This is a genomic window from Rhizorhapis sp. SPR117 (assembly GCF_021742065.1).
In genome coordinates, this window is record NZ_JAKKIE010000031.1 from 30,832 (window position 1) to 49,442 (window position 18,611).

The 18,611-nt window shown below is 63.5% G+C and carries 22 protein-coding genes and 1 tRNA gene; 17 read left to right on the top strand and 6 right to left on the bottom strand.

Annotated elements, in window-relative coordinates:
* Positions 1-5: 5 nt before the first annotated feature.
* The 4 genes from grxC (at position 6) to L3X40_RS12955 (ending at position 1,789) form a co-directional block, all read left to right on the top strand.
* Entirely contained in the window at positions 6-263 is a 258-nt protein-coding gene (gene grxC / locus L3X40_RS12940; RefSeq protein WP_237365984.1) for a glutaredoxin 3, read from the top strand.
* A 6-nt stretch (positions 264-269) separates the two neighbouring features.
* Positions 270-1,100, top strand: a complete 831-nt coding sequence (locus L3X40_RS12945) for a carbon-nitrogen hydrolase family protein (protein ID WP_237365985.1) — start codon at positions 270-272, stop codon at positions 1,098-1,100.
* Positions 1,097-1,606 carry a DUF1178 family protein gene (locus L3X40_RS12950; RefSeq protein WP_237365986.1) on the top strand — a complete coding sequence of 170 codons (510 nt, stop codon included), beginning with the start codon at positions 1,097-1,099 and terminating at the stop codon, positions 1,604-1,606. The genes L3X40_RS12945 and L3X40_RS12950 overlap by 4 nt, the downstream gene beginning before the upstream one ends.
* A gap of 106 nt (positions 1,607-1,712) precedes the next feature.
* Positions 1,713-1,789, top strand: a tRNA-Arg gene (locus L3X40_RS12955).
* Here L3X40_RS12955 and L3X40_RS12960 read toward each other — a convergent pair.
* From L3X40_RS12960 to L3X40_RS12980, 5 genes are all read right to left on the bottom strand, one after another.
* Complete coding sequence (locus tag L3X40_RS12960; protein ID WP_237366005.1) at positions 1,748-3,409, bottom strand: recombinase family protein; 1,662 nt, start codon at positions 3,407-3,409, stop codon at positions 1,748-1,750. The genes L3X40_RS12955 and L3X40_RS12960 overlap by 42 nt on opposite strands.
* A complete protein-coding gene (locus tag L3X40_RS12965) occupies positions 3,406-3,684 on the bottom strand; it encodes a hypothetical protein (protein ID WP_237365987.1) in 279 nt (92 codons plus the stop codon). Before L3X40_RS12965 ends, L3X40_RS12960 begins: the two co-directional genes overlap by 4 nt.
* A gap of 61 nt (positions 3,685-3,745) precedes the next feature.
* Positions 3,746-4,000 carry a hypothetical protein gene (locus L3X40_RS12970; protein ID WP_237365988.1) on the bottom strand — a complete coding sequence of 85 codons (255 nt, stop codon included), beginning with the start codon at positions 3,998-4,000 and terminating at the stop codon, positions 3,746-3,748.
* A gap of 150 nt (positions 4,001-4,150) precedes the next feature.
* The gene (locus tag L3X40_RS12975) at positions 4,151-4,375 is read right to left on the bottom strand and encodes a hypothetical protein (RefSeq protein ID WP_237365989.1); all 225 of its coding nucleotides are present in this window, start codon (positions 4,373-4,375) and stop codon (positions 4,151-4,153) included.
* 119 nt (positions 4,376-4,494) lie between these two features.
* Complete coding sequence (locus L3X40_RS12980) at positions 4,495-4,689, bottom strand: hypothetical protein (protein WP_237365990.1); 195 nt, start codon at positions 4,687-4,689, stop codon at positions 4,495-4,497.
* A gap of 309 nt (positions 4,690-4,998) precedes the next feature.
* Between L3X40_RS12980 and L3X40_RS12985 the strand changes: the two genes are divergently transcribed.
* From L3X40_RS12985 to L3X40_RS13000, 4 genes are all read left to right on the top strand, one after another.
* Entirely contained in the window at positions 4,999-5,241 is a 243-nt protein-coding gene (locus tag L3X40_RS12985; RefSeq protein WP_237365991.1) for a hypothetical protein, read from the top strand.
* Between the two features lie 33 nt (positions 5,242-5,274).
* Positions 5,275-5,517: a hypothetical protein gene (locus L3X40_RS12990; protein WP_237365992.1), complete on the top strand. Its 243-nt coding sequence runs from the start codon at positions 5,275-5,277 to the stop codon at positions 5,515-5,517.
* A 66-nt stretch (positions 5,518-5,583) separates the two neighbouring features.
* Entirely contained in the window at positions 5,584-6,798 is a 1,215-nt protein-coding gene (locus L3X40_RS12995; RefSeq protein WP_237365993.1) for a tyrosine-type recombinase/integrase, read from the top strand.
* Between the two features lie 282 nt (positions 6,799-7,080).
* On the top strand, positions 7,081-7,836 hold the full coding sequence (locus L3X40_RS13000; RefSeq protein ID WP_237365994.1) for an HNH endonuclease: 756 nt from the start codon (positions 7,081-7,083) through the stop codon (positions 7,834-7,836).
* A 20-nt stretch (positions 7,837-7,856) separates the two neighbouring features.
* On the opposite strand, the gene L3X40_RS13005 is transcribed toward L3X40_RS13000, so the two are convergent.
* Positions 7,857-8,123, bottom strand: coding sequence for a hypothetical protein (locus L3X40_RS13005; protein WP_237365995.1), 267 nt, complete (start codon positions 8,121-8,123; stop codon positions 7,857-7,859).
* A gap of 380 nt (positions 8,124-8,503) precedes the next feature.
* On the opposite strand from L3X40_RS13005, the gene L3X40_RS13010 reads away from it, so the two are divergent.
* From L3X40_RS13010 to arsB, 9 genes are all read left to right on the top strand, one after another.
* Positions 8,504-9,262 carry an ArdC family protein gene (locus L3X40_RS13010; RefSeq protein WP_237365996.1) on the top strand — a complete coding sequence of 253 codons (759 nt, stop codon included), beginning with the start codon at positions 8,504-8,506 and terminating at the stop codon, positions 9,260-9,262.
* A 157-nt stretch (positions 9,263-9,419) separates the two neighbouring features.
* The gene (locus tag L3X40_RS13015; RefSeq protein WP_237365997.1) at positions 9,420-10,769 is read left to right on the top strand and encodes a tyrosine-type recombinase/integrase; all 1,350 of its coding nucleotides are present in this window, start codon (positions 9,420-9,422) and stop codon (positions 10,767-10,769) included.
* Positions 10,766-12,553, top strand: coding sequence for a hypothetical protein (locus L3X40_RS13020; RefSeq protein WP_237365998.1), 1,788 nt, complete (start codon positions 10,766-10,768; stop codon positions 12,551-12,553). The genes L3X40_RS13015 and L3X40_RS13020 overlap by 4 nt, the downstream gene beginning before the upstream one ends.
* Positions 12,550-14,712: an integrase gene (locus tag L3X40_RS13025; protein WP_237365999.1), complete on the top strand. Its 2,163-nt coding sequence runs from the start codon at positions 12,550-12,552 to the stop codon at positions 14,710-14,712. Before L3X40_RS13020 ends, L3X40_RS13025 begins: the two co-directional genes overlap by 4 nt.
* 169 nt (positions 14,713-14,881) lie before the next feature.
* A complete protein-coding gene (locus L3X40_RS13030) occupies positions 14,882-15,745 on the top strand; it encodes an ArdC family protein (protein WP_237366000.1) in 864 nt (287 codons plus the stop codon).
* A 74-nt stretch (positions 15,746-15,819) separates the two neighbouring features.
* On the top strand, positions 15,820-16,272 hold the full coding sequence (locus L3X40_RS13035) for an ArsI/CadI family heavy metal resistance metalloenzyme (protein ID WP_237366001.1): 453 nt from the start codon (positions 15,820-15,822) through the stop codon (positions 16,270-16,272).
* Positions 16,272-16,628: an ArsR/SmtB family transcription factor gene (locus tag L3X40_RS13040; protein ID WP_066970295.1), complete on the top strand. Its 357-nt coding sequence runs from the start codon at positions 16,272-16,274 to the stop codon at positions 16,626-16,628. The genes L3X40_RS13035 and L3X40_RS13040 overlap by 1 nt, the downstream gene beginning before the upstream one ends.
* A complete protein-coding gene (locus tag L3X40_RS13045) occupies positions 16,625-17,152 on the top strand; it encodes an arsenate reductase ArsC (RefSeq protein WP_096367739.1) in 528 nt (175 codons plus the stop codon). Before L3X40_RS13040 ends, L3X40_RS13045 begins: the two co-directional genes overlap by 4 nt.
* Positions 17,149-18,213 (top strand): ACR3 family arsenite efflux transporter, encoded by a 1,065-nt coding sequence (gene arsB, locus L3X40_RS13050; RefSeq protein WP_066970392.1) that lies wholly within the window; start codon positions 17,149-17,151, stop codon positions 18,211-18,213. Before L3X40_RS13045 ends, arsB begins: the two co-directional genes overlap by 4 nt.
* The last annotated feature ends 398 nt before the right edge of the window (positions 18,214-18,611 follow it).

Genomic DNA, 18,611 nt, shown 5'->3' on the forward strand with positions numbered 1-18,611 from the left:
CATTTATGCCCCGTGTTGAAATTTATACAAAGATGATGTGTTCCTTTTGTACGCGCGCCAAGCGGCTGCTGAGCGACAAGGGGGTGGAGTTTGAGGAATATGACATTAGCTTGGGCGGACCCAAGCGGCAGGAAATGCTGGATCGAGCCAATGGAGGTTACACGGTGCCTCAGATTTTCATCGAAGGGAAGCATATTGGCGGATCGGATGATCTCATGATGCTTGAACGTGCGGGCAGGCTTGATCCTTTGCTGAAAGCCTGATTTCCAGTGCGGGCTGCCATATGCCAGATGACGAGCGGAACCGATCCCACGCGCAATGCGCAGGTGATTGTGAAGGCAGTGCAGGAGGCGAAAAATCGTGGTGCCGATATGCTTTTCACACCGGAAATGGCGGGTCAGCTCGATAGAGACAGAAAGCGTGCAGCGGCAACGCTTGTCGATGAGGCGCATAATATCGTTCTGGCGCAGGTGTGCGAGGCAGCAGCCAAGGCGGGGCTTTGGGTGCATCTGGGGTCATTGGCATTAAAAGATGAACGTAGCGACGGGCGTTGGAGCAACCGCAGTTTCGTCATAGATGACAAAGGCAAGATCCGCGCCCGTTATGACAAGATCCATCTGTTCGATGTTGATCTGGCCACGGGTGAAAGCTGGCGCGAATCGTCGGTATATGGTCCGGGTGAGCGTGTCGTAACCGTCGATACCCCTTGGGCACGCATGGGCCTCAGCGTGTGTTATGACCTGCGCTTTCCCGATCTTTACAGAGCATTGACCAATGCCGGCGCGAATATCTTGCTGGTGCCATCGGCATTCACTGTGCCGACAGGGCAGGCGCACTGGCACGTCCTTTTGCGCGCCAGAGCCATAGAGGCAGGCTGTTTCGTCATCGCCCCGGCGCAGGTCGGCAAACATGAGGATAGCCGAGAAACCTACGGCCATTCATGTGTGGTTGATCCTTGGGGTGATATATTATTGGACATGGATACTGAAACAGGCCTTGCATTGACCGATATAGAGATGGAAAGGGTCGCTGATGTGCGTTCGCGCATACCGGCGCTGACCAACCGACGTACTATACCGAGTGAAATTGAAACCAAATGATAGTCTTTGACCTGAAATGCTATGATCGCGGCCATGTTTTCGAAGGCTGGTTCGGATCAAGTGCAGATTATGAAAAGCAACGGGCGGCGGGCATGATCTCTTGCCCAGTGTGCGGCGATTCTCAGGTGCGCAAGGCCGTGATGAGTCCTGCCATTGGACCTAAATCCAGCCAGCAACGCCAGTCCGCTCCGATGCCTCAATCACAACCGGCCCAGGATGCTGAAAATCATGCGGTGTCGCTCAGCAACGCTTCGACGACGAACGAGATGGCGAAAATGCAGGCATTGATCTCTGCGCTGGCAGAGACACAGGCAAAAATACTGGAAAAATCGGAATGGGTGGGCCGAACATTCGCTGATCGCGCGCGCGCTATGCATTATGGTGAAGAACCGCATAAGCAAATCCATGGTGAAGTCGCAACCGAGGAGGCCCGCGCGCTTTTGGAAGAGGGCGTTGAAGTCGCGCCCTTGCCATTGCCCGTCATTCCGCCGGATATTCAAAACTAGAGTATCCGTGATGGTCAAGACAGGGGCGCGCCTCGTTCCGTTTTCCTTGACGCCTGCAAGCTGGATGCCTATCGCAACGCCAAGGAAACCAGCGGTTTTTCAGTGCGCGCCCGTAGCTCAGCAGGATAGAGCATCAGATTCCTAATCTGGGGGCCACAGGTTCGAATCCTGTCGGGCGCGCCACTTCCGAACAAAACTGGGCACTCCGGCCGCAGCCTGCCCGTTCCCCATCACAAGACGTTCGAGCACGGTCCGGCGGCCGTGGATGCGGATTTCCGCGTCGTCCACTTCGACATTGTCGATCATGGCGCGCAGCCAGGCGCGGCGGAACGGAGTCGGCCCGTCCTGAATGTTGGCGCGCATGGTCGCGGTGAACGCGTCGATTTTGTCGGCGCTGATTCTCGCTTCGGGCCGCATTTCGGTCAGGGCGCGGTCAAGCGTGGCCTGCGCAATGTCGCGCTCGGTCCTGACGGCGGCGATACGGTCCTTGAGAGTCGCGTCGGCAGGATCGGCGATGCCGGTTTCGATGGCCTGATAGAGACGGCTGAGCCTGCTTTCCGCGTCGAGCAGCTTTGTGCGCAGGGCCGTGATTCGCTCGGCATGATCCGCGCTGCGCGCGGACTGCCGTTCGAGCAGGGCTTCCAGCAATTTGTGGACGCGCTGCGGGGTCAGCAGGTCGGTGGCGAGCCTGTCGGTGACGATCGTATCCAGCCTGTCCATCGGGATCGCGCGGCCCTTGCAGGCGCTCTTGCCCTTCTGGGCGCAGGTCGCGCAGGCATAGTAGCGGTAGCGGCCTGATTTGCCGGTGCGCAGCGTCATGCCGCCGCCGCAGCTTGCGCAGGTGGCAAGCCCGGTCAGCAGGATCGGGCCGGTGACGGTACGCGGCGGCGTGACTTTCGGGTTGCGCGCCTTGAGGTTCTTCTGGAGCTTATCGAATGCCGGTGCGTCAATGATCGGATCGACCGGGACAAGAATTTGTTCGGTTTCCGGCTTGTCCTGTTTCGTCTTCCAGACCTTGCGGTTGAAGCGGTACTCGCCCTTGTAAACCGTGCTGGTCACGAGCTTGTGCAACGGGCCGATGCCCCAGCGCGCGCCCCTGCGGGTGCGGTGGCCGTGATCGTTGAGCCAGGCCGCGACCGCCTTCACGCCCATCGGCCCGCCCGTGCCATCGCCTTCTAGAAACAGCCGGAAGATCAGGCGGATGGTTTCGGCTTCGACGGGATCGACGGCCAGCCGCTTCTTGGTTTTGGAACCGCGCTGTTCGGCGGCGATCACCGCATAGCCGTAGGGCGCTTTCGAGCCATTCCAGAAGCCCTGCCGCGCATTCTCCTGCATGGCGCGCAGCGTGTGCTTGGCGTTCTCCTTCGACTGGTATTCGTCGAACAGGGCGAAGACCTGCCGGACCATCACGCTCATCGGGTCATCGCCGAGGTCCTGCGTGATGCTCACCAGTCGCACGTTGTGTTTGCGCAGGGCGCGCACATGATATTCCAGCGCGAAATGATCGCGGGCGAAGCGGCTGAAGGAATGGACCAGCACGACATCGAACGGCGCGCCGCCCGCCGTCGCCATGTCGAGCAGGCGTTGCAGTTCAGGCCGCCGGTCATCGGTGCCGCTGGCACCGGGTTCGACGAATTCGGCGGCGACGATCCAGCCGCGCGACTCGCAATAGGCGATGGCTTGGCGGCGCTGGTCGGGGATCGACAGATCATGCTCGGCCTGCCGCCCGGTCGAGACCCGCAGGTATAAAGCCGCGCGCGGCGGCGCTTCCGCATCAGGAGGGATTGTAACGCGCGTGTTCATGGCCGGTCATCCGCAGCAACGATCCTGTCTGCAACCTTGCCAAATCTTTGCGGCTCTTTCGAGTCGTGTGACGTGTTTTCTGCTTCAAACAACGCCTGAAGCGCCGGCATCAGGAAGGCTTCGATGACGGCCAGTTCCTCGTCGGTAATCGGATCGTCCGCATGAAGATCGTGCAGGACCGTCCAATCGTCAGGCGAGAGGGTGCCGTTCGCCCCGGCCTGCACGGCGGGACGAGGCGGCACTATCCGGCGATGGCGGGACTCCTGTCCGCGCATCGGTCAGTCCTCTCTTGTGACGGATTTGGCAGGGGCGGCGGCTGTGCCGCCGCCGGGCGGCTCAGTTGTCGTTCTTCAAAGCGATGCGGCGGTGGGGATGGCAGTCCAGCCCGCGCTGGCGGCAGCATTCCGCGAAGCTGTCGCCGTAGGCGGCGTATGCCTGCTCAAAGATGGCCTCAGACCGCTCATCACCGAAGCGGCCGGATTGCAGCACCATCACCACCGCGTCATGCACGGCGTTGATCCGGGCATGGCAGGATTCAAGTCCCTGCGCCTTCAGATGACCGGCAGCCCAGCGCCGAATATCCTTGTTCATTTTCATCTCCATTGGCTGGTCGATGGGATGAATATGCGGGCGCTGCGGGACCTGTTTTCACGGGGAAAGCGCGTGGAAATCTCCGGCGATCCTGAAAAGCGAAAGGCGCACGAGCCGATGACTCGTGCGCCTTTCTTCGTGCGGTCGGTTTTAAACCGGGCTGCGCATGCCGCCGCCGGGATCGCAGCATGGCGGATCGTCGCCCGGTTGCGGGCAGGACGGATCGAACAGTTCGTCGATCATCTGCTGAAACAGCGCATCGACGGTTTCTTCCGTAACAGGTCGGTCGCAGGCCGCCAGCCATGTCTCGGCCCATGCGGAAAAGCGCGCTGGCATCCGCACCTGTACCAGCCTGTCATTTTGGGAATTGCTCATCGTCGTCTCCTTTCGCAGGAGAATATGGATGCACGCCGCATCCGCTTTCCGCGCGGGAACCGCGCGCCCGCCACATCGCAGAAAACCGGCCCGGCGAACCGGGCCGGTCAGCGCAGCGGCTAGAAACGCGGTGCCATCGCCTGTTGCCGCAGCCGGATCATCCGGCTGACGGCGTCCAGGCTGGCGACCGCGTGACGCTGCGCGTCCGAGCCCGGTGCCGCCTGGGCCAGTGATTGTTGCACCTGCCGGTACAGCACATGCAGTTCGGCAAGCGACCGGTTGCTGAGTTCGCTGACAGTGATGATGCGGGACATCGTATTTCTCCTTTTCTTCGGAGGCCCCGACAACCAGGGCCTTTCCGGCCCACACACAGATCATCGACGGATGAAGGCCCCTGTGGGCGGGGGTGGAGAAGGGAAGGAGGAAAAGATAACCGCAGCGGCACGGCAGCGACGGGCAGCCGGATGCGCTGAAAAGCAGGTCAGGAACGGCAGGAAAACAGGCTGGAACCCCAAGGTTTCTGCGGGCTTGCGGGCAATGAAATTTGCAGAGAAGCGCTTTCCCGCGATACAATTAACGTAATGGTTGTGTTGATATTATGAATACTATTTTTGGACGTATTTATGCAGATTAGATTTATTGGCGAAATGAGCATTGCTGAACTTCGCCAGGCGCTTTTTGAAACCATCAATGAAATCGAGGATGAATTTGCGCTGCGCTTTTCTTATGGCGCGGTGCTGTTCATCAACCCGACGGACGGGTTGGGCGAGAAAGTCTCTCCCCGCAACCGGCTGGGACATCAGGTGAAAAAGGTGACGAAGAAGGGACCCTACCGTTCGGCGGCGGATCACTACGATCCCCGCTAGGCGGCAGGCGCATGTATTTGACAGGGGACGCGGATGAAAATGCCGCCGCAATATATCGGCCTTGAGCAGGCCCGGCAGGTTCTTGCCGAAATGGGAGTCGATCTGAACCCGCGTCAGATGAAACGGGCCGCCGACAAGGACGGTACCGGTCGGCGCAAGTTGCCGTTCTTCGTTGATCCAATCGAAGGCACGTTGAAGATCGAGAAAGGAACACTGGTCGAGATTTACAAGCGTCTACAAGCACAAGCAGAAAGTGAGTTTGGAAATAATAGTTGACCGCATGAATCATTATTTGATCTATTAATATTGTACTTAACAATAATAACAGCAGTTAATCTAATTATGGCAGACATAAGGAAGCGCACAGGTAATAAAGGGACAACATATCAGGTCCGCTATGCCAGCCTCGGTTCGAAGTCGGGATACGCCTATGCAACCTTCGAGACACTCAAAGAGGCCCGCGCTTTTGTGGAGAGCGGACGCACTCAGAGTCAAGAAGGGGCAATCGATTACACGGTTAAGACCGTGCCGGAGGCGATCGAGCGTTGGCTCCAAATCTGTGAGAAGGAAGGTACCGATGGCAATGAGCCGGTCACTGCCTTCACGCTAAAACATTACCGCTACTTTGCCGCGTTCATGCAGGGCTATGCATGGGACAAGCCGTTATCCATGTTGCAGCCACCGGACATCGTCCGGTTTCGCTCGTGGCTGTTATCGCATTGCCCTTCGCGCTATCTCGCGCGCAAGACTTTGACATACTTCCAAACAGTCATGAAGGAGATGGCGCTACGGGGTCATATCGGTAGCAATGTCGCCGCCGGGATTACCGTGGGTACGTCATCCCGCTATGAGCAGCCCGTGACGCCGCCAACGGTAGCGGAGGTGCAGGCGTTGCTCATGGCGGCAGACCGCCTTGCGAATTCACGCAATCTGCAAATCGAAAAGGCCTGGCGACGCAACCGACCGATGCTTTACCTTGCGGCGGATACAGGAATGCGGCCCGGCGAGTATCTTGCGCTGCCGCGCTTCAATGTCTCACCTAAGGAGGTGAAGATTGACCGGGCGGTTGAGCGGAGTGGGCATAAAATTTCGGTCACCAAGACGCCAGCAGGCTGGCGCTGGATCGACCTCAGCCCGGATACCGCTGATATGGTCATGCACTACGCCGACAATTACGCACCGGAGAATAAATACGACCTAGTGTTTCCGACGGCCACGGGACGATGGCAGGCTGTATCTAATTGGCGCAAACAGGCATTCGCGGCTGCTTGTCTGGAAGCTGGATTGGTCGAGGTGGTGGAAGTTGACGGCAAGCTCGTGGAGCGCGTGAAATTCTCACCATATGACTTGCGCCACTTCTACGCCTCCATGTTGATCGAGAGCCGGGTCAACCTGAAGCGCATTCAGAAATTGATGGGACATACGAACATCGCCACCACACTGAACATCTACGGACACCTGATTGAGCGTGCCGAAATCGATGAACGCGACAAAATCGGGCTGCTTGCACGCCTGGATCAAAATACTTGTGGCGAGTCTGTGGCGCACGCACAGTAAGTCCTTGTTCTGAAGCTTATTGAAATGCCCTTCTAAGCAGAGGGTTGCAGGTTCGAGTCCTGCCGGGCGCGCCATGCAAAATCAATCACTTAGAGACATAGTTTTCCCATAGACGCATTAAATCATCGGTTTTTGCCACAAATCAGCGATCTGCTATAACCCGCAGAAATCCTCGATTGTCTGGCTTGGCCCGCGTGAGCTTGTGGCGCGTTTGTGGCAATGCCATTTGCGAAGTGTGGTTATTTTGAAGGCGCTGACTGAGAGCGCCGGGAGGAGAGATGTATGCTTGAGCTTGATGAGCGGGGACAACACCTACTCGCGCTGCTTGTCGAACGTTTACCGAAGGCGATTCCGGAAAAGCCAGAAACCTTTATCACATACAAGGAAGCCCATGACCGCCTCGGCCTTTCTCAGCAGGGCCAGACTTACGGTTTGAGCCTGAAGCATCAGGGGCTGGTGGCCCTTGCGGACTGGACCGCAGCCAAGGGGTTACCGGCGATTACCGGACTGATCGTGAATGGCGACGATCGTATGCCGGGCCAAGGGTATTTCAATCTGTTCGGCAAGAGCGAGGATGACTTCGTATGGTGGGCTGACCAAATACGTCAATCCAAGACCTTCAACTGGTCCCAATTTCTGCCTGGAGCGGTACAACTGACAACGCCGCGTCCGCCTGACGCGGTCAAGCCGCCCGAGCGGGTCGAAGCGCGCACCTATCGAGTGCTGCGCGACACGCAGATGGCGCTCCGGGTAAAAGCGCTTCACCGTCATGAGTGTCAGGTGTGCGGCACAACGATAAACCTACCGGACGGACGCCGTTATGCCGAGGCCCATCATATCCAGCCACTAGGCGGGCCGCACAACGGCCCCGATGTGCAGGAAAACCTGCTCTGCCTATGCCCGAACCATCATGCTGAGTTCGATTACGGCGTGCGGTCTTTGGAGATCGAGACCCTGCGGCAAGTGCCGGGTCACCAGGTTGGTGACCAGTATGTCGCGCACCACAACGACCTGATCTTCAAGCCCAGCCGCCAATAGCCAGCCCGCTCTCAGAGCGTTCAACTGCCCGATTTGATGCTCCCATTCGGAAGCGGCAGAGCAGCGGGCGGCAGGTCTCCGCGCATGACCCGCAGGGCCGTGACGATTGTTTCTTCCAGATCGCCCGTGAAGGACGACCGGCCCACAACATTCTCAATTAGCCATTTCGCCAGGTCGGCATCGATGCTGATCGTCACCTGCTGCTGCGGGCGCAGGTAGCCCTTATCGGCGGCAGGCCATTTCGCTATCTGCCGTGGCGTCAGCCGTTTCCAGTTCTCGTATTCCATGTTCAGTCCTTTCGCGTGTCTGGATTTGATGCCGATCGGCTGGCCGCGCTGTTGTCGTCGGCAGCCGCATATCGTGGATTCGCCGCGTGTCGTCCGGCTGACCGCTGGTTCAAGCCCCGGTTGTCATGCGCCGTATCGTCGGTTCCGACGCGGCACGTAGTTCTGCCGAGACGTGTTGCCCGAATAGAGACCGCTCCTTCGGCGGGTTTCCTCAAGGATTGACGCGATAATTCGGCCGGGCGCGCCGTCCGGTCAAACCCCGCCCGCACCACTCCCGCCGCTGCGCGTCGCGACCGTGTTAGGGCCTGACCGTCCGGCTCGGTCGCCCGGCCTTTTTCTTCCGCGTCTTGAGGAAAACCCCGACGCAAAGGAGACAGGTCATGTCGAACACAACAGAAACACCACGGCAGGATATCTACAGCCGCATCACCAACCAGATCATCGCCGCCCTTGAGCAGGGCGTGAAACCCTGGACCCAGCCCTGGAACGCCGCGCACGCCGCCGGTCACGTATCCCGGCCCCTGCGCCATAACGGCCAGGCTTACGGCGGCATCAACGTCCTGACCCTCTGGGCTTCGGCCATGACGGGACATTTCAGCGCCCCGATCTGGATGACGTTCCGCCAGGCGATCGAGCTGGGCGGCCATGTCCGCAAGGGCGAGAAGGGCGCGCCCGTCGTCTACGCCAACACGATCAGCAAAACAGAAGCCGACGAGTCCACCGGTGATGATGTCGAACGCACGATCCCGTTCCTGAAGGCCTATACGGTCTTCAACGTCGAACAGATCGAAGACTTGCCCGGTCACTACTACGCGCTGGCCGAAAGCACCCGTAACCCCGATGAGCGCGTCGCCGACGCCGAGGCGTACTTCGCGGCCATTCGTGCCGATATCCGTCACGGGGGCGACAGCGCCTACTACAGCCCGGGGCTCGACTATATCCAGATGCCGCCCTTCGATGCCTTCCGCGATGCGCAGGCTTACTATGCCACGCTCGCCCATGAGACGACGCACTGGACGAAGCACACCACGCGCCTTGACCGTGATTTCGGGCGCAAGCGCTTCGGCGATGACGGTTACGCCCGCGAAGAACTGGTCGCCTTATCTGGACAGTCTGCGCCGCTCGCAACTTTGCAGTAAGGTCGGCGATGGACGCCCACGGTAGGCAGTAATCAGGCTGGCCGTAGCGCTGACCCAAGAGCTGGCGGAGGCCAGCCTGATTGCTGCCGGGCCATAGTGCGCAACGGTGTGAAGGTCAGCTTCCCGGTGGGGGGTCCGGGGGGAGGGCTTCGCGCCGGTGTCGATCATTACTGTTTGCGAGCGCCGCGAGGCCAGGGGCCTCGATGCGCATGTGCCGCTGATCCTGCGCGGCGACGCGCTCTATGATCCCGATCTGGATCGCTTCTTTCTCGACCTGCCGTTGTCGGGCGTCCGCTCGCGGCACTCGCTTCGCGCCTATGCCTATGATGTCGTTGTCTGGCTTCGCTTTCTCGATGCCTGCGGCAAGACCGTGTGGGCTGCGACCCGCGACGATGTCGACGCCTATCATCGTGAGCGACGCCGCGACGAGGCCGATCACCGGATAACGGCCGCAAGCTGGAACCGCGCCGTCGCCAGTCTCGATCGCCTTTACCGATGGGGTGAGCAGCACGGGCTGATCACCGACGCGCCGTTCAGCCGCCGCGCCGTGTGGCGACCGGCGCATGGTGGCCGTCGCGGCATGATCGCGGCGCGCAATGACGCCTATGAACGTGTTGCCAGGCGATCAGATGTGCGGTTCGTCACGATGGACGACTACCGTATTTTCCGCGAGGTCGGCCTGCGCGGCCTTACCCCTGACGGCACCGAGCGCCTCGGCGCGCGCGACCGGAACGGGCTGCGCAACGCGCTGTTTGCCGATCTTCTCGTCACCACCGGCCTGCGCCTCGAAGAGGCGTCGGGCCTGCTCGCCGCCGAGCTCGCGGCGATCGACCGCGAGGACGGCGATGCCCAACAACTTTGGCTGCCTCTCCCGCCACCGCTGACCAAGGGCGACCGGGGACGCAGCGTCCTGCTCCCGCGTCGGCTGCTTCGTCAGATTGCCGCTTACGTCGCCGTCGAGCGCGCAGCGGGCGTGGCCAAGTTCGCCGCGCGAGACGGCGCGACCAAGCTCGAACGATCGATCCCTGTCACCCGCGCCGGTCTCGACCGCATGCGCGATATCTGCACCCCGGAGGAACGATGCCGCCTGATCCTGTACGACGAGGATGGATCGCCCCGCGAGCCGGCGGCGCTGTGGCTGACCGAGGTAGGGCAGCCTGTTCGGCCCAACTCGTGGGAGGTGATCTTCACCCGCGCCTGCAACCGGTGCGCGGAGAACGGCTTCCCGCTGTCGATCAACCCGCACCAGCTTCGCCACACATTCGCAGTCCATATGCTCGCCTTGCTGATCCAGCAGCGGTTGCGCGAAGCGGCATTGCCGGTCGGACCGCTGGAGAGCTATCGGCTGATCCTCGGCGACCCGCTGCAGCAGGTGCAACGCCTGCTTGGCCACGCCAGCCTCACCACCACCTATATCTACCTCGACCATATCGCGACGCGCGCCGATACGGTGGACGCGGCCGTCGAGGAGCTGCTTGCGCTGCTGCCGGGACCGCAGGGCGCATGAGCGGCCATCCCCGCAAGGGCCGGCCTGTCGCCTTCGCGCCGATCACGCCGGAGCCACAGAAGCCCGATCCGGTGCTCGGCCTCAAGTTCACCATCGAGGCGCGGCATGGCGGAACGGTCCTGGTCGATATGGCCGCACTCGATCCCCGTCCGCTCGCTATCGCCTTCGCCGGCGCGCTGCGTCGATCGGCTGCGCTCGGGGGACCGATTGGTGCGGCCAGCGTCATCAAGCAGTATGTGCAGGTCTATCGTCACTTCTTCGCCTGGCTTGGTGATGGTGCGCCGGGGGTGACCGGCGTCAACGACCTGCGTGCAGTCCATATCGATGGGTTCGCCTCCGCGCTCGAACAGCGCGGGATGGGCGCGATCCACCGGCACATATCGGTCGGCAAGATCGTCAACACATTGCGCGCGATCGAGGCAGACCGGCCCGATCGGATCGCGCCCGACCTGCATGAGCGGCTGCGCTACACGCTGGCCACATCGGCGGGCCGCTCGACCCCACGCGATGCTTATAGCCCCTTCGTCGCCCGCGCGTTGCGCGACGCCGCGAGGACCGACGTCGAAGCGATGTTCCGCCGTCTCGGTGCCGACGACCGCACCGATGAGGGCGACCCGGTCATCGCCAGAGCGCGGGCCGACGTCGAAGCGATCATCGCGCGGCAGGGCTTTATCGTTGCAGACCACCCGGCGCTGAAGAGCCTCTATTTCATGCGCATGCGGCGCGGATTGCCGATCAGCACGCTCATCGATGATCTGCATGGCCGCCATCACCCGCTTGCGCGCGATCTGCCGGCGCTGCTCGTGCTGCTCACGCTCGATACCGGCCTCGAGCCCGAGTGCCTGAAGACGCTGACCACAGATTGTCTCACCAACCCCCATGCCGGCACGGTGGAGCTGCGCTATCTCAAGCGCCGCGCCTGCGGCGCCGAGCACAAGAGCATGCGCGTGCGCGATGGCGGTGGGGGCACGCCTGGTGGTCTGATTCGTCGCCTGATTGAGGTCTCGGCGATTGCCCGCAAGCATCTGAACGACGATCGTCTTTGGGTTTATCACAACGCTGGCGGCCTGCGGGTAGGCATCCGCCACCCGACGGAACGGATCGATGCCTGGGTAGCTCAGCACGCTATTGTCGATGACGACGGCGAGCCGCTCCACTTGCTGCTCTCGCGGCTCCGCAAGACCCACAAGGCGCTGTGGTACACCAAGACCGAGGGGCACATGACCCGCTTCGCGGTCGGCCACTCGCGCGAGGTGGCGGCGCGCCACTATGCCGATCTGCCGTCGCTCCGGCCCGTGCACGAGACGGCCGTCGCCGACGCCTTCCGCGCGGCGGTCGCCGCCGCGATGCCGACCGTGCTTCCGCCCACCGCCGAGCAGACGTTGCGCGAAGCACCCGAACAGGCCGCGCCGCTGATGCCGCCCGATACCGTGGGTCCGTTGCTCGACGGCGAACAGGATGTCTGGCTCGCAGCCTGCGCGGGCTTCCACAACAGTCCCTTCGCCGAGGCCGGATCACCCTGCGCGCAGCCCTTCTGGGGCTGCCTTGATTGCCCCAACGCCGTCATCACCGTGCGCAAGCTCCCCGCGATCCTCGCCTTCCTCGCCTTCGTCGAAGAGCAGCGGCTGAGCCTGCCCGCGACCGACTGGGCGGCCAAGTTCGGCCGCGTCCATGCCCGCATCACCGCCCAGGTCCTGCCGGCCTTCTCCGATGCCGTCATCACCGATGCGCGCCGGCAGATGGAGGGCGAACGGCTTTATCTGCCGCCGGAGGTCCGCGCATGACCATGCCCGTTCATGCCCAGGCGCCCGCTTTCGACGATCGCCCCGTGCTGGCGAGCGCGCCACTCAAGGAAGGCCATACCCGCGAGGCGCTATCGCGCGTCGGCGACCCGAGCTGGGATCTCGGTCCCGCCGTCTTCCGCGAGAACGCCCGGCGCTGCCACGTCACCGTGCATTTCCACGTGCTCGAACATGCCGATGTGCAGGCGGTGATGCGCGCCTATCTCTACGCCCGCCTCAACGCCGATCTCCCCGGCTATCGGACGAAGTTACCACCCGCCTGTATCCGCCAGGCATTCAACCGTGCCCGCCGGTTCTTCGCCTTCGCCCGCGAGCGGCTCGGACGGCTCGACGTTTCCCGTATCGATCAGCCATTGCTCGATGCCTATGCCCGTCATCTCCGTGACGATCCTGCCCGACGACCCGTCATCGTCGGCCACCTCCTCGAAGTGGTCTCAGATCTCTATTACTATCGCGACCACCTCGATAGCGGAGGCCTTGCATTCGAGCCTTGGGCCGGACAGGCGCCCGCCCGCGTTGCGGGCTACCGCCATGTCCGGGAGAACCGCACGCCGCGCTTCCCGGAAGAGGTCATCGCCGCGCTACTCGCCTGGTCGTTGCGCTACGTCACCATATTCGCGGACGATATCCTCGCCGCCCGCCGCGAGCTTGCGCGGCTCGAAGTGCGCCGGGATCGCCTTGCCGCCGCCGATGCCGGCCTTCCAGACCCTGATCGCCGGCAACGTCGCCGCACCCGCCTGAAGGCCTATTTCGGCCGCCGACGCCGCGAGGGGCGCGGCGCGCCGATCTGGGGCACCGCTCATAACGGCAAGCTGCGCGTCGACCCCAACACCGGCGCAGTGACCCCACCGATCAACGCCCATCTCCTGCATCTCCATGTCGGGATCGACGTGCAGGCCGAGCCTGGCGCGCATCTTCTGCTGACAGGCGGTGAAGCGAGGTTGATCGACGCAGTGGCGGCCGAGCTGGGGGTAGAGGTCGGCGGCATGGACACGCCGATCACGATCGATCCTGACAGCGGTCGGCCGTGGCGCGAGCGCTTCGATGCGAAGACTCTCGCACACGAGGAACGGATGCTTCAAGCCGCTGCCTATATCGTGTGCGCCTACCTGACCGGCATGCGCGACTGCGAGGTGCAGGCGATGCGGCGCGGGTGTCTCTCTATCGCGCGCAGCGAGGACGGCCTGATCGAGCGCCATCGCATCCGGTCGACCATCTACAAGCGCCGGGCGGCGGTGGGCGAGGCGGCGAGCTGGGTGACGATCGAGCCGGTCGCCGCCGCGATCATGGTGCTCGAACGCCTGTCGGCAGGGCCGGCGCGCGCCAGCGGCAGCGATACGCTCTGGCCGGTGCTGCGCGCGAGCGCCGTCTCCAAGACGCATCTGTCGAGCGAGGTGGTCCGCCAGCTCAACACCTTCCGCGACCACCTCAACAGCGCCTTCGGCACCCCCGATGAGCCGGTCATCCCGCCCGGACCCGATGGCAAGCCGTGGCGCATCACGACGCGGCAGTTCCGGCGCACGATCGCGTGGCACATCGCCAACCGTCCGTTCGGCACCATCGCCGGCATGATCCAGTACAAGCACGCCTCGGTCGCCGCGTTCGAAGGCTATGCCGGGACCAGCGCATCAGGGTTTCGCGCCGAGTTCGAGGCGCAGCGTCGGCTCGGTCAGATTGACGATCTGCTGGACTATTTCGACCGGCGTCAGGGCGGCGCATCGCTCGGTGGACCGGCGGGACCGCGCATCGCGCGGACGCTCGACGATGCCGCCGTCAGACAAGGGCCTTTGCCCGCCATGATCGCCGATCGCGCCCGCCTGCGCGTCATGCTCGCCAGCGTCGCGCGCACCTTCCATGTCGGCCCGCTCGCGGATTGCTTCTTCGATCCCGCGACCGCGCTCTGCCTCAAGCGCGTGACGACCCCCGATCCGGCAGGGCCGCTCACTGCCCTGTGCGAGCCGACCCGCTGTCCCAACGCCTGCATCACCGCCCGCCACAGGCCGGCCTGGGAACGCGCGGCGGCCGATGCCAGGGCGCACTTACGCGAACGGCGCATCTCCGATCTCCAGCGTCAGGCTCTCCAGCGCGAGCTGGATCGCCTGAGCGTGGTGATTGCCGGGATCGACCCTCCCGCGCCGTAGACCACCCCGGTTGTTGGCGGAGTCCTGCGCCGGTCGGCGCGCCCGCGCAACGGCTTCGCCGTCCTTCGCTTCGCTGCGGCCCTGACGGGTGCGCGAGCCCCCCTGTGCCCGGCGCGAACGGGCCTCCGCCGCCGGGGATGGTCCCCGGCGCGAGAACGGAGAACAGATCATGTCAGCCTCACAACGCTCAGACGTCTATGCTCGCGTCACGCAAGCGATCGTCGACGCCATCGAAGCCGGCACCGGCACCTGGCGCATGCCATGGCATCATTCCGGCGCCGACGTCACCCGCCCGACCAACGTCGCCAGCGGCAAGCCCTATCGCGGCATAAATACGGTCTCGCTCTGGGCGGCCGCCTATGGCAGCGGCTATGCGAGCGGGGTCTGGGGCACCTATCGCCAGTGGCAGGCGCTCGGCGCGCAGGTCCGCAAGGGTGAGCACGCCAGCCTCGGTGTCCTCTGGAAGGAGTTTCACGCGAAGGGCGACGACGCCAGCGACGATGACGACCATCGACGGCTTTTCGCCAAGGCGTTCGGCCTGTTCAACGCCGATCAGGTCGATGGCTATGCGCCCAAATCGGGGCCGGACCTGCCCGAGAGCGAACGCCTCGCCGCCGCCGAAGCCTTCATCGCCGCCCTCGGCATCGATACTGTCTACGGCTCGGCCAGCGCCTATTATCACATCGCCGAAGACCGCATCCACATGCCGGATTTCAGCGCCTTCCACGACGCTCACGGCTTCTATGCCACCCGTATTCACGAGGCCGCTCATGCCAGTGGCGCAGCCCATCGGCTCGATCGGGATTTCAGCGCCAAGTGGACCAGGCACGCGCTCGCGATGGAGGAAGCGACCGCCGAGCTGACCGCCTCGTTCCTGCTCGCCGATCTCGGGATCGCCCACGAGCCGCGGCCCGACCACGCCGCCTATATCGCTTCCTGGCTCCAACTCCTGAAGGATGAGCCGCGGGCGATCTTCACCGCAGCCAGCAAGGCGCAGGCCGCCGCTGACTGGATGCACGCCCAGCAGCCATGAGCGTCGTGCTCATTGACTCGATGATATTACGGATATACTCGTAGTGTCATCGAGTCGTTATCAGGAGCCATTCCATGAAGCGCATCCATCTGCACGTCAGCGTGCCCGATCTCGGCGCGTCGATCCAGTTCTACGAGACGCTGTTCGGCGCCGCGCCCGTCGTCGTGAAGGACGACTACGCCAAGTGGATGCTCGACGATCCCAAGGTCAACTTCGCGATCTCCGAGCGCGCGCGCGCGGCCGGCATCGACCATATCGGCATCCAGGTCGACAGCGCCGATGAGCTCGGCGCGCTCGCCGGTCGCCTCAAGGCCGCCGGGGCGGAGACGCTCGATCAGGAAGCGACCACCTGCTGCTACGCGCAGTCGGACAAGAGCTGGGTCCGCGATCCCGCCGGCGTGCGCTGGGAGACCTTCTTCACCTTCGGTGAGGCGACCAGCTACGGCGAGGACGAGGTGCTGCCCGAGCCCGCCGCGGCCTGCTGCGGCCCCGCCGATGCGCCCGCGCCAAAGCAGGCGTGCTGCTGATGGACGCGAACGCTGCCGTCGCCTCGCTCTCGGCGCTCGCGCATCCGGGCCGCCTCGAGGTCTTTCGCCTGCTGGTCCGCGCCGGCGCCGAGGGCATGGCCTCGGGCGATATCGCGCGCGCGACGGGCCATGTCCCGCAGACGCTCTCGGGCAACCTCAACATCCTCGGCCACGCCGGGCTCGTGTCGTCGCGGCGCGAGGGCCGGTCGATCATCTACACCGCTGATTATGCCCGCATGACCGACCTGCTCGGCTTCCTGATGGAGGATTGCTGCGGCGGCGCCCCGGAGATCTGTGCTCCGCTCGCCGACGTGGTCACCAGGGCCGCCTGCTGCCAACCCGGAGCCGTTCAATGACCGACCGTGTTTTCAATGTCCTGTTCCTCTGCACGGGTAACTCGGCCCGCTCGATCCTCGCCGAGAGCGCACTGAACAAGCTCGGCGAAGGCCGGTTCCGCGGCTATTCCGCAGGCAGCTTCCCCAAGGGCGCGGTCAACCCCGACGCGCTGAGGCTGCTGGAGCGCATCGGTTACCCGACCGAAGGCCTTCACTCGAAGAGCTGGGAAGAGTTCTCCGTGCCGGACGCGCCGGTGATGGATTTCGTGTTCACCGTTTGCGACGATGCGGCGGGCGAGACGTGTCCGGTCTGGCCCGGCCATCCGATGACCGCCCATTGGGGCATCGAAGATCCGAGCCATGTCGAGGGCAACGACATCGAGCGCGAGCGCGCCTTCGTGACAGCGCTGCGCTATCTCGAGAACCGCATCAAGCTGTTCATGGCGCTGCCGTTCGACCAGCTCGACGTGATGGCATTGAGGGCACATGTCCGCGAGATCGGTCAGGGCGAAGGCGCGAGCAACCGGCGCGGGGACGCCGCGTGAGCGATGCCGCCGCGGCGGCGAAGCCCGCGATCGGCACCTTCGAACGCTATCTCAGCCTCTGGGTCGCGGCCTGCATCGTCGTCGGCATCGCGCTCGGCTATGCGCTGCCCGGCTTGTTCGCGCGCGTCGCCGCGGCCGAGATCGCGAACGTCAACATCGTCGTCGCGGTGCTGATATGGCTGATGATCGTGCCGATGCTGCTCAAGATCGACCTGGGCGCGCTGGGATCAGTCAGGCGGCACTGGAAGGGCGTCGGTGTCACGCTTTTTATCAACTGGGCGGTGAAGCCCTTCTCGATGGCGCTGCTCGGCACCTTCTTCCTCGGCTATCTGTTCCGCCCCTGGCTGCCCGAGGCCGAGATCGGCTCCTATATTGCCGGCCTCATCCTGCTCGCCGCCGCGCCTTGCACGGCGATGGTGTTCGTCTGGTCCAACCTGTGCGAGGGCGAGCCTAATTACACGCTGAGCCAGGTCGCCTTGAACGACGTCATCATGGTGTTCGCCTTCGCGCCGATCGTCGCGCTGCTGCTCGGGGTCGCGTCGATCACGGTGCCGTGGGACACTTTGCTCATCTCGGTGCTGCTCTACATCGTCGTGCCGGTAATCGCCGCGCAGCTTGTCCGTCGCGCGCTGCTGGCCTCTGGCGGACAGCCGGCGCTCGATCGCCTGCTGGCAGCGCTCGGCCCCGTATCGCTGATCGCGCTGCTCACCACGCTGGTGCTGTTGTTCGGTTTCCAGGGCGAGGCGATCATCGCGCATCCGCTGGTCATCGCGCTCATCGCCGTGCCGATCCTCATCCAGGTCTATTTCAATGCCGGGCTCGCTTATTGGCTGAGCCGCCGCTTCGGCGTCGCCTGGTGCGTCGCCGCGCCCGCCGCGCTGATCGGCGCGTCCAACTTCTTCGAACTCGCCGTCGCCGCGGCGATCAGCCTGTTCGGCATCGGATCGGGCGCGGCGCTCGCCACCGTCGTCGGCGTGCTGGTCGAGGTGCCGGTGATGCTCTCGGTCGTCGCGCTCGTGAAGAAGACGCGGCCCTGGTATGAGCGGTCGTTGCCTGCATAATCCTGCGCGGCGCGTTCGCGATCATCAACGATAGAAGACCTGGGCGGCCGCTCTCTCTCGGGATCGGCCGCCCAGTCGCATAGGCGATCGGCACGGGCTTCGCCCGCACCCAGCGGTCGCCGCTGGCGCGGCGGCGCTGTTCGTCGGGCCTCCCTCAAGGCGGGAGTGGTCGGCGCTCCCTTCTAGGCCCGCCACGGCGCGCTGCAAGTCCGGCTGCGCCGGACTGCTCCATTGCATTTCGCCCCTGCGGGTGCAGCCCGCCGCTTCGGCGGGCCTCTCCGGTCGCTCTCGCCGCCCACCCCCGCCTCGGGGGAGGCCATGGGGTTTTGGGCAGTGCTGGAGGCACCGATGGATTTCACCTTCCAACCGCCGTTTTTGGCTGGACTGTCAGGATATGT

Coding starts and splice junctions, on each gene's coding strand:
- L3X40_RS13035 (WP_237366001.1), top strand. CDS start 15,820: ATGAAGCGCATCCATCTGCACGTCAGCGTGCCCGATCTCGGCGCGTCG.
- L3X40_RS13030 (WP_237366000.1), top strand. CDS start 14,882: ATGTCAGCCTCACAACGCTCAGACGTCTATGCTCGCGTCACGCAAGCG.
- grxC (WP_237365984.1), top strand. CDS start 6: ATGCCCCGTGTTGAAATTTATACAAAGATGATGTGTTCCTTTTGTACG.
- L3X40_RS13005 (WP_237365995.1), bottom strand. CDS start 8,123: ATGGAATACGAGAACTGGAAACGGCTGACGCCACGGCAGATAGCGAAA.
- L3X40_RS12980 (WP_237365990.1), bottom strand. CDS start 4,689: ATGTCCCGCATCATCACTGTCAGCGAACTCAGCAACCGGTCGCTTGCC.
- L3X40_RS12985 (WP_237365991.1), top strand. CDS start 4,999: ATGCAGATTAGATTTATTGGCGAAATGAGCATTGCTGAACTTCGCCAG.
- L3X40_RS12965 (WP_237365987.1), bottom strand. CDS start 3,684: ATGCGCGGACAGGAGTCCCGCCATCGCCGGATAGTGCCGCCTCGTCCC.
- L3X40_RS12975 (WP_237365989.1), bottom strand. CDS start 4,375: ATGAGCAATTCCCAAAATGACAGGCTGGTACAGGTGCGGATGCCAGCG.
- L3X40_RS13010 (WP_237365996.1), top strand. CDS start 8,504: ATGTCGAACACAACAGAAACACCACGGCAGGATATCTACAGCCGCATC.
- L3X40_RS13025 (WP_237365999.1), top strand. CDS start 12,550: ATGACCATGCCCGTTCATGCCCAGGCGCCCGCTTTCGACGATCGCCCC.
- L3X40_RS12960 (WP_237366005.1), bottom strand. CDS start 3,409: ATGAACACGCGCGTTACAATCCCTCCTGATGCGGAAGCGCCGCCGCGC.
- L3X40_RS12990 (WP_237365992.1), top strand. CDS start 5,275: ATGAAAATGCCGCCGCAATATATCGGCCTTGAGCAGGCCCGGCAGGTT.
- L3X40_RS12950 (WP_237365986.1), top strand. CDS start 1,097: ATGATAGTCTTTGACCTGAAATGCTATGATCGCGGCCATGTTTTCGAA.
- L3X40_RS13020 (WP_237365998.1), top strand. CDS start 10,766: ATGAGCGGCCATCCCCGCAAGGGCCGGCCTGTCGCCTTCGCGCCGATC.
- L3X40_RS12970 (WP_237365988.1), bottom strand. CDS start 4,000: ATGAACAAGGATATTCGGCGCTGGGCTGCCGGTCATCTGAAGGCGCAG.
- L3X40_RS13045 (WP_096367739.1), top strand. CDS start 16,625: ATGACCGACCGTGTTTTCAATGTCCTGTTCCTCTGCACGGGTAACTCG.
- L3X40_RS13000 (WP_237365994.1), top strand. CDS start 7,081: ATGCTTGAGCTTGATGAGCGGGGACAACACCTACTCGCGCTGCTTGTC.
- L3X40_RS12995 (WP_237365993.1), top strand. CDS start 5,584: ATGGCAGACATAAGGAAGCGCACAGGTAATAAAGGGACAACATATCAG.
- L3X40_RS13040 (WP_066970295.1), top strand. CDS start 16,272: ATGGACGCGAACGCTGCCGTCGCCTCGCTCTCGGCGCTCGCGCATCCG.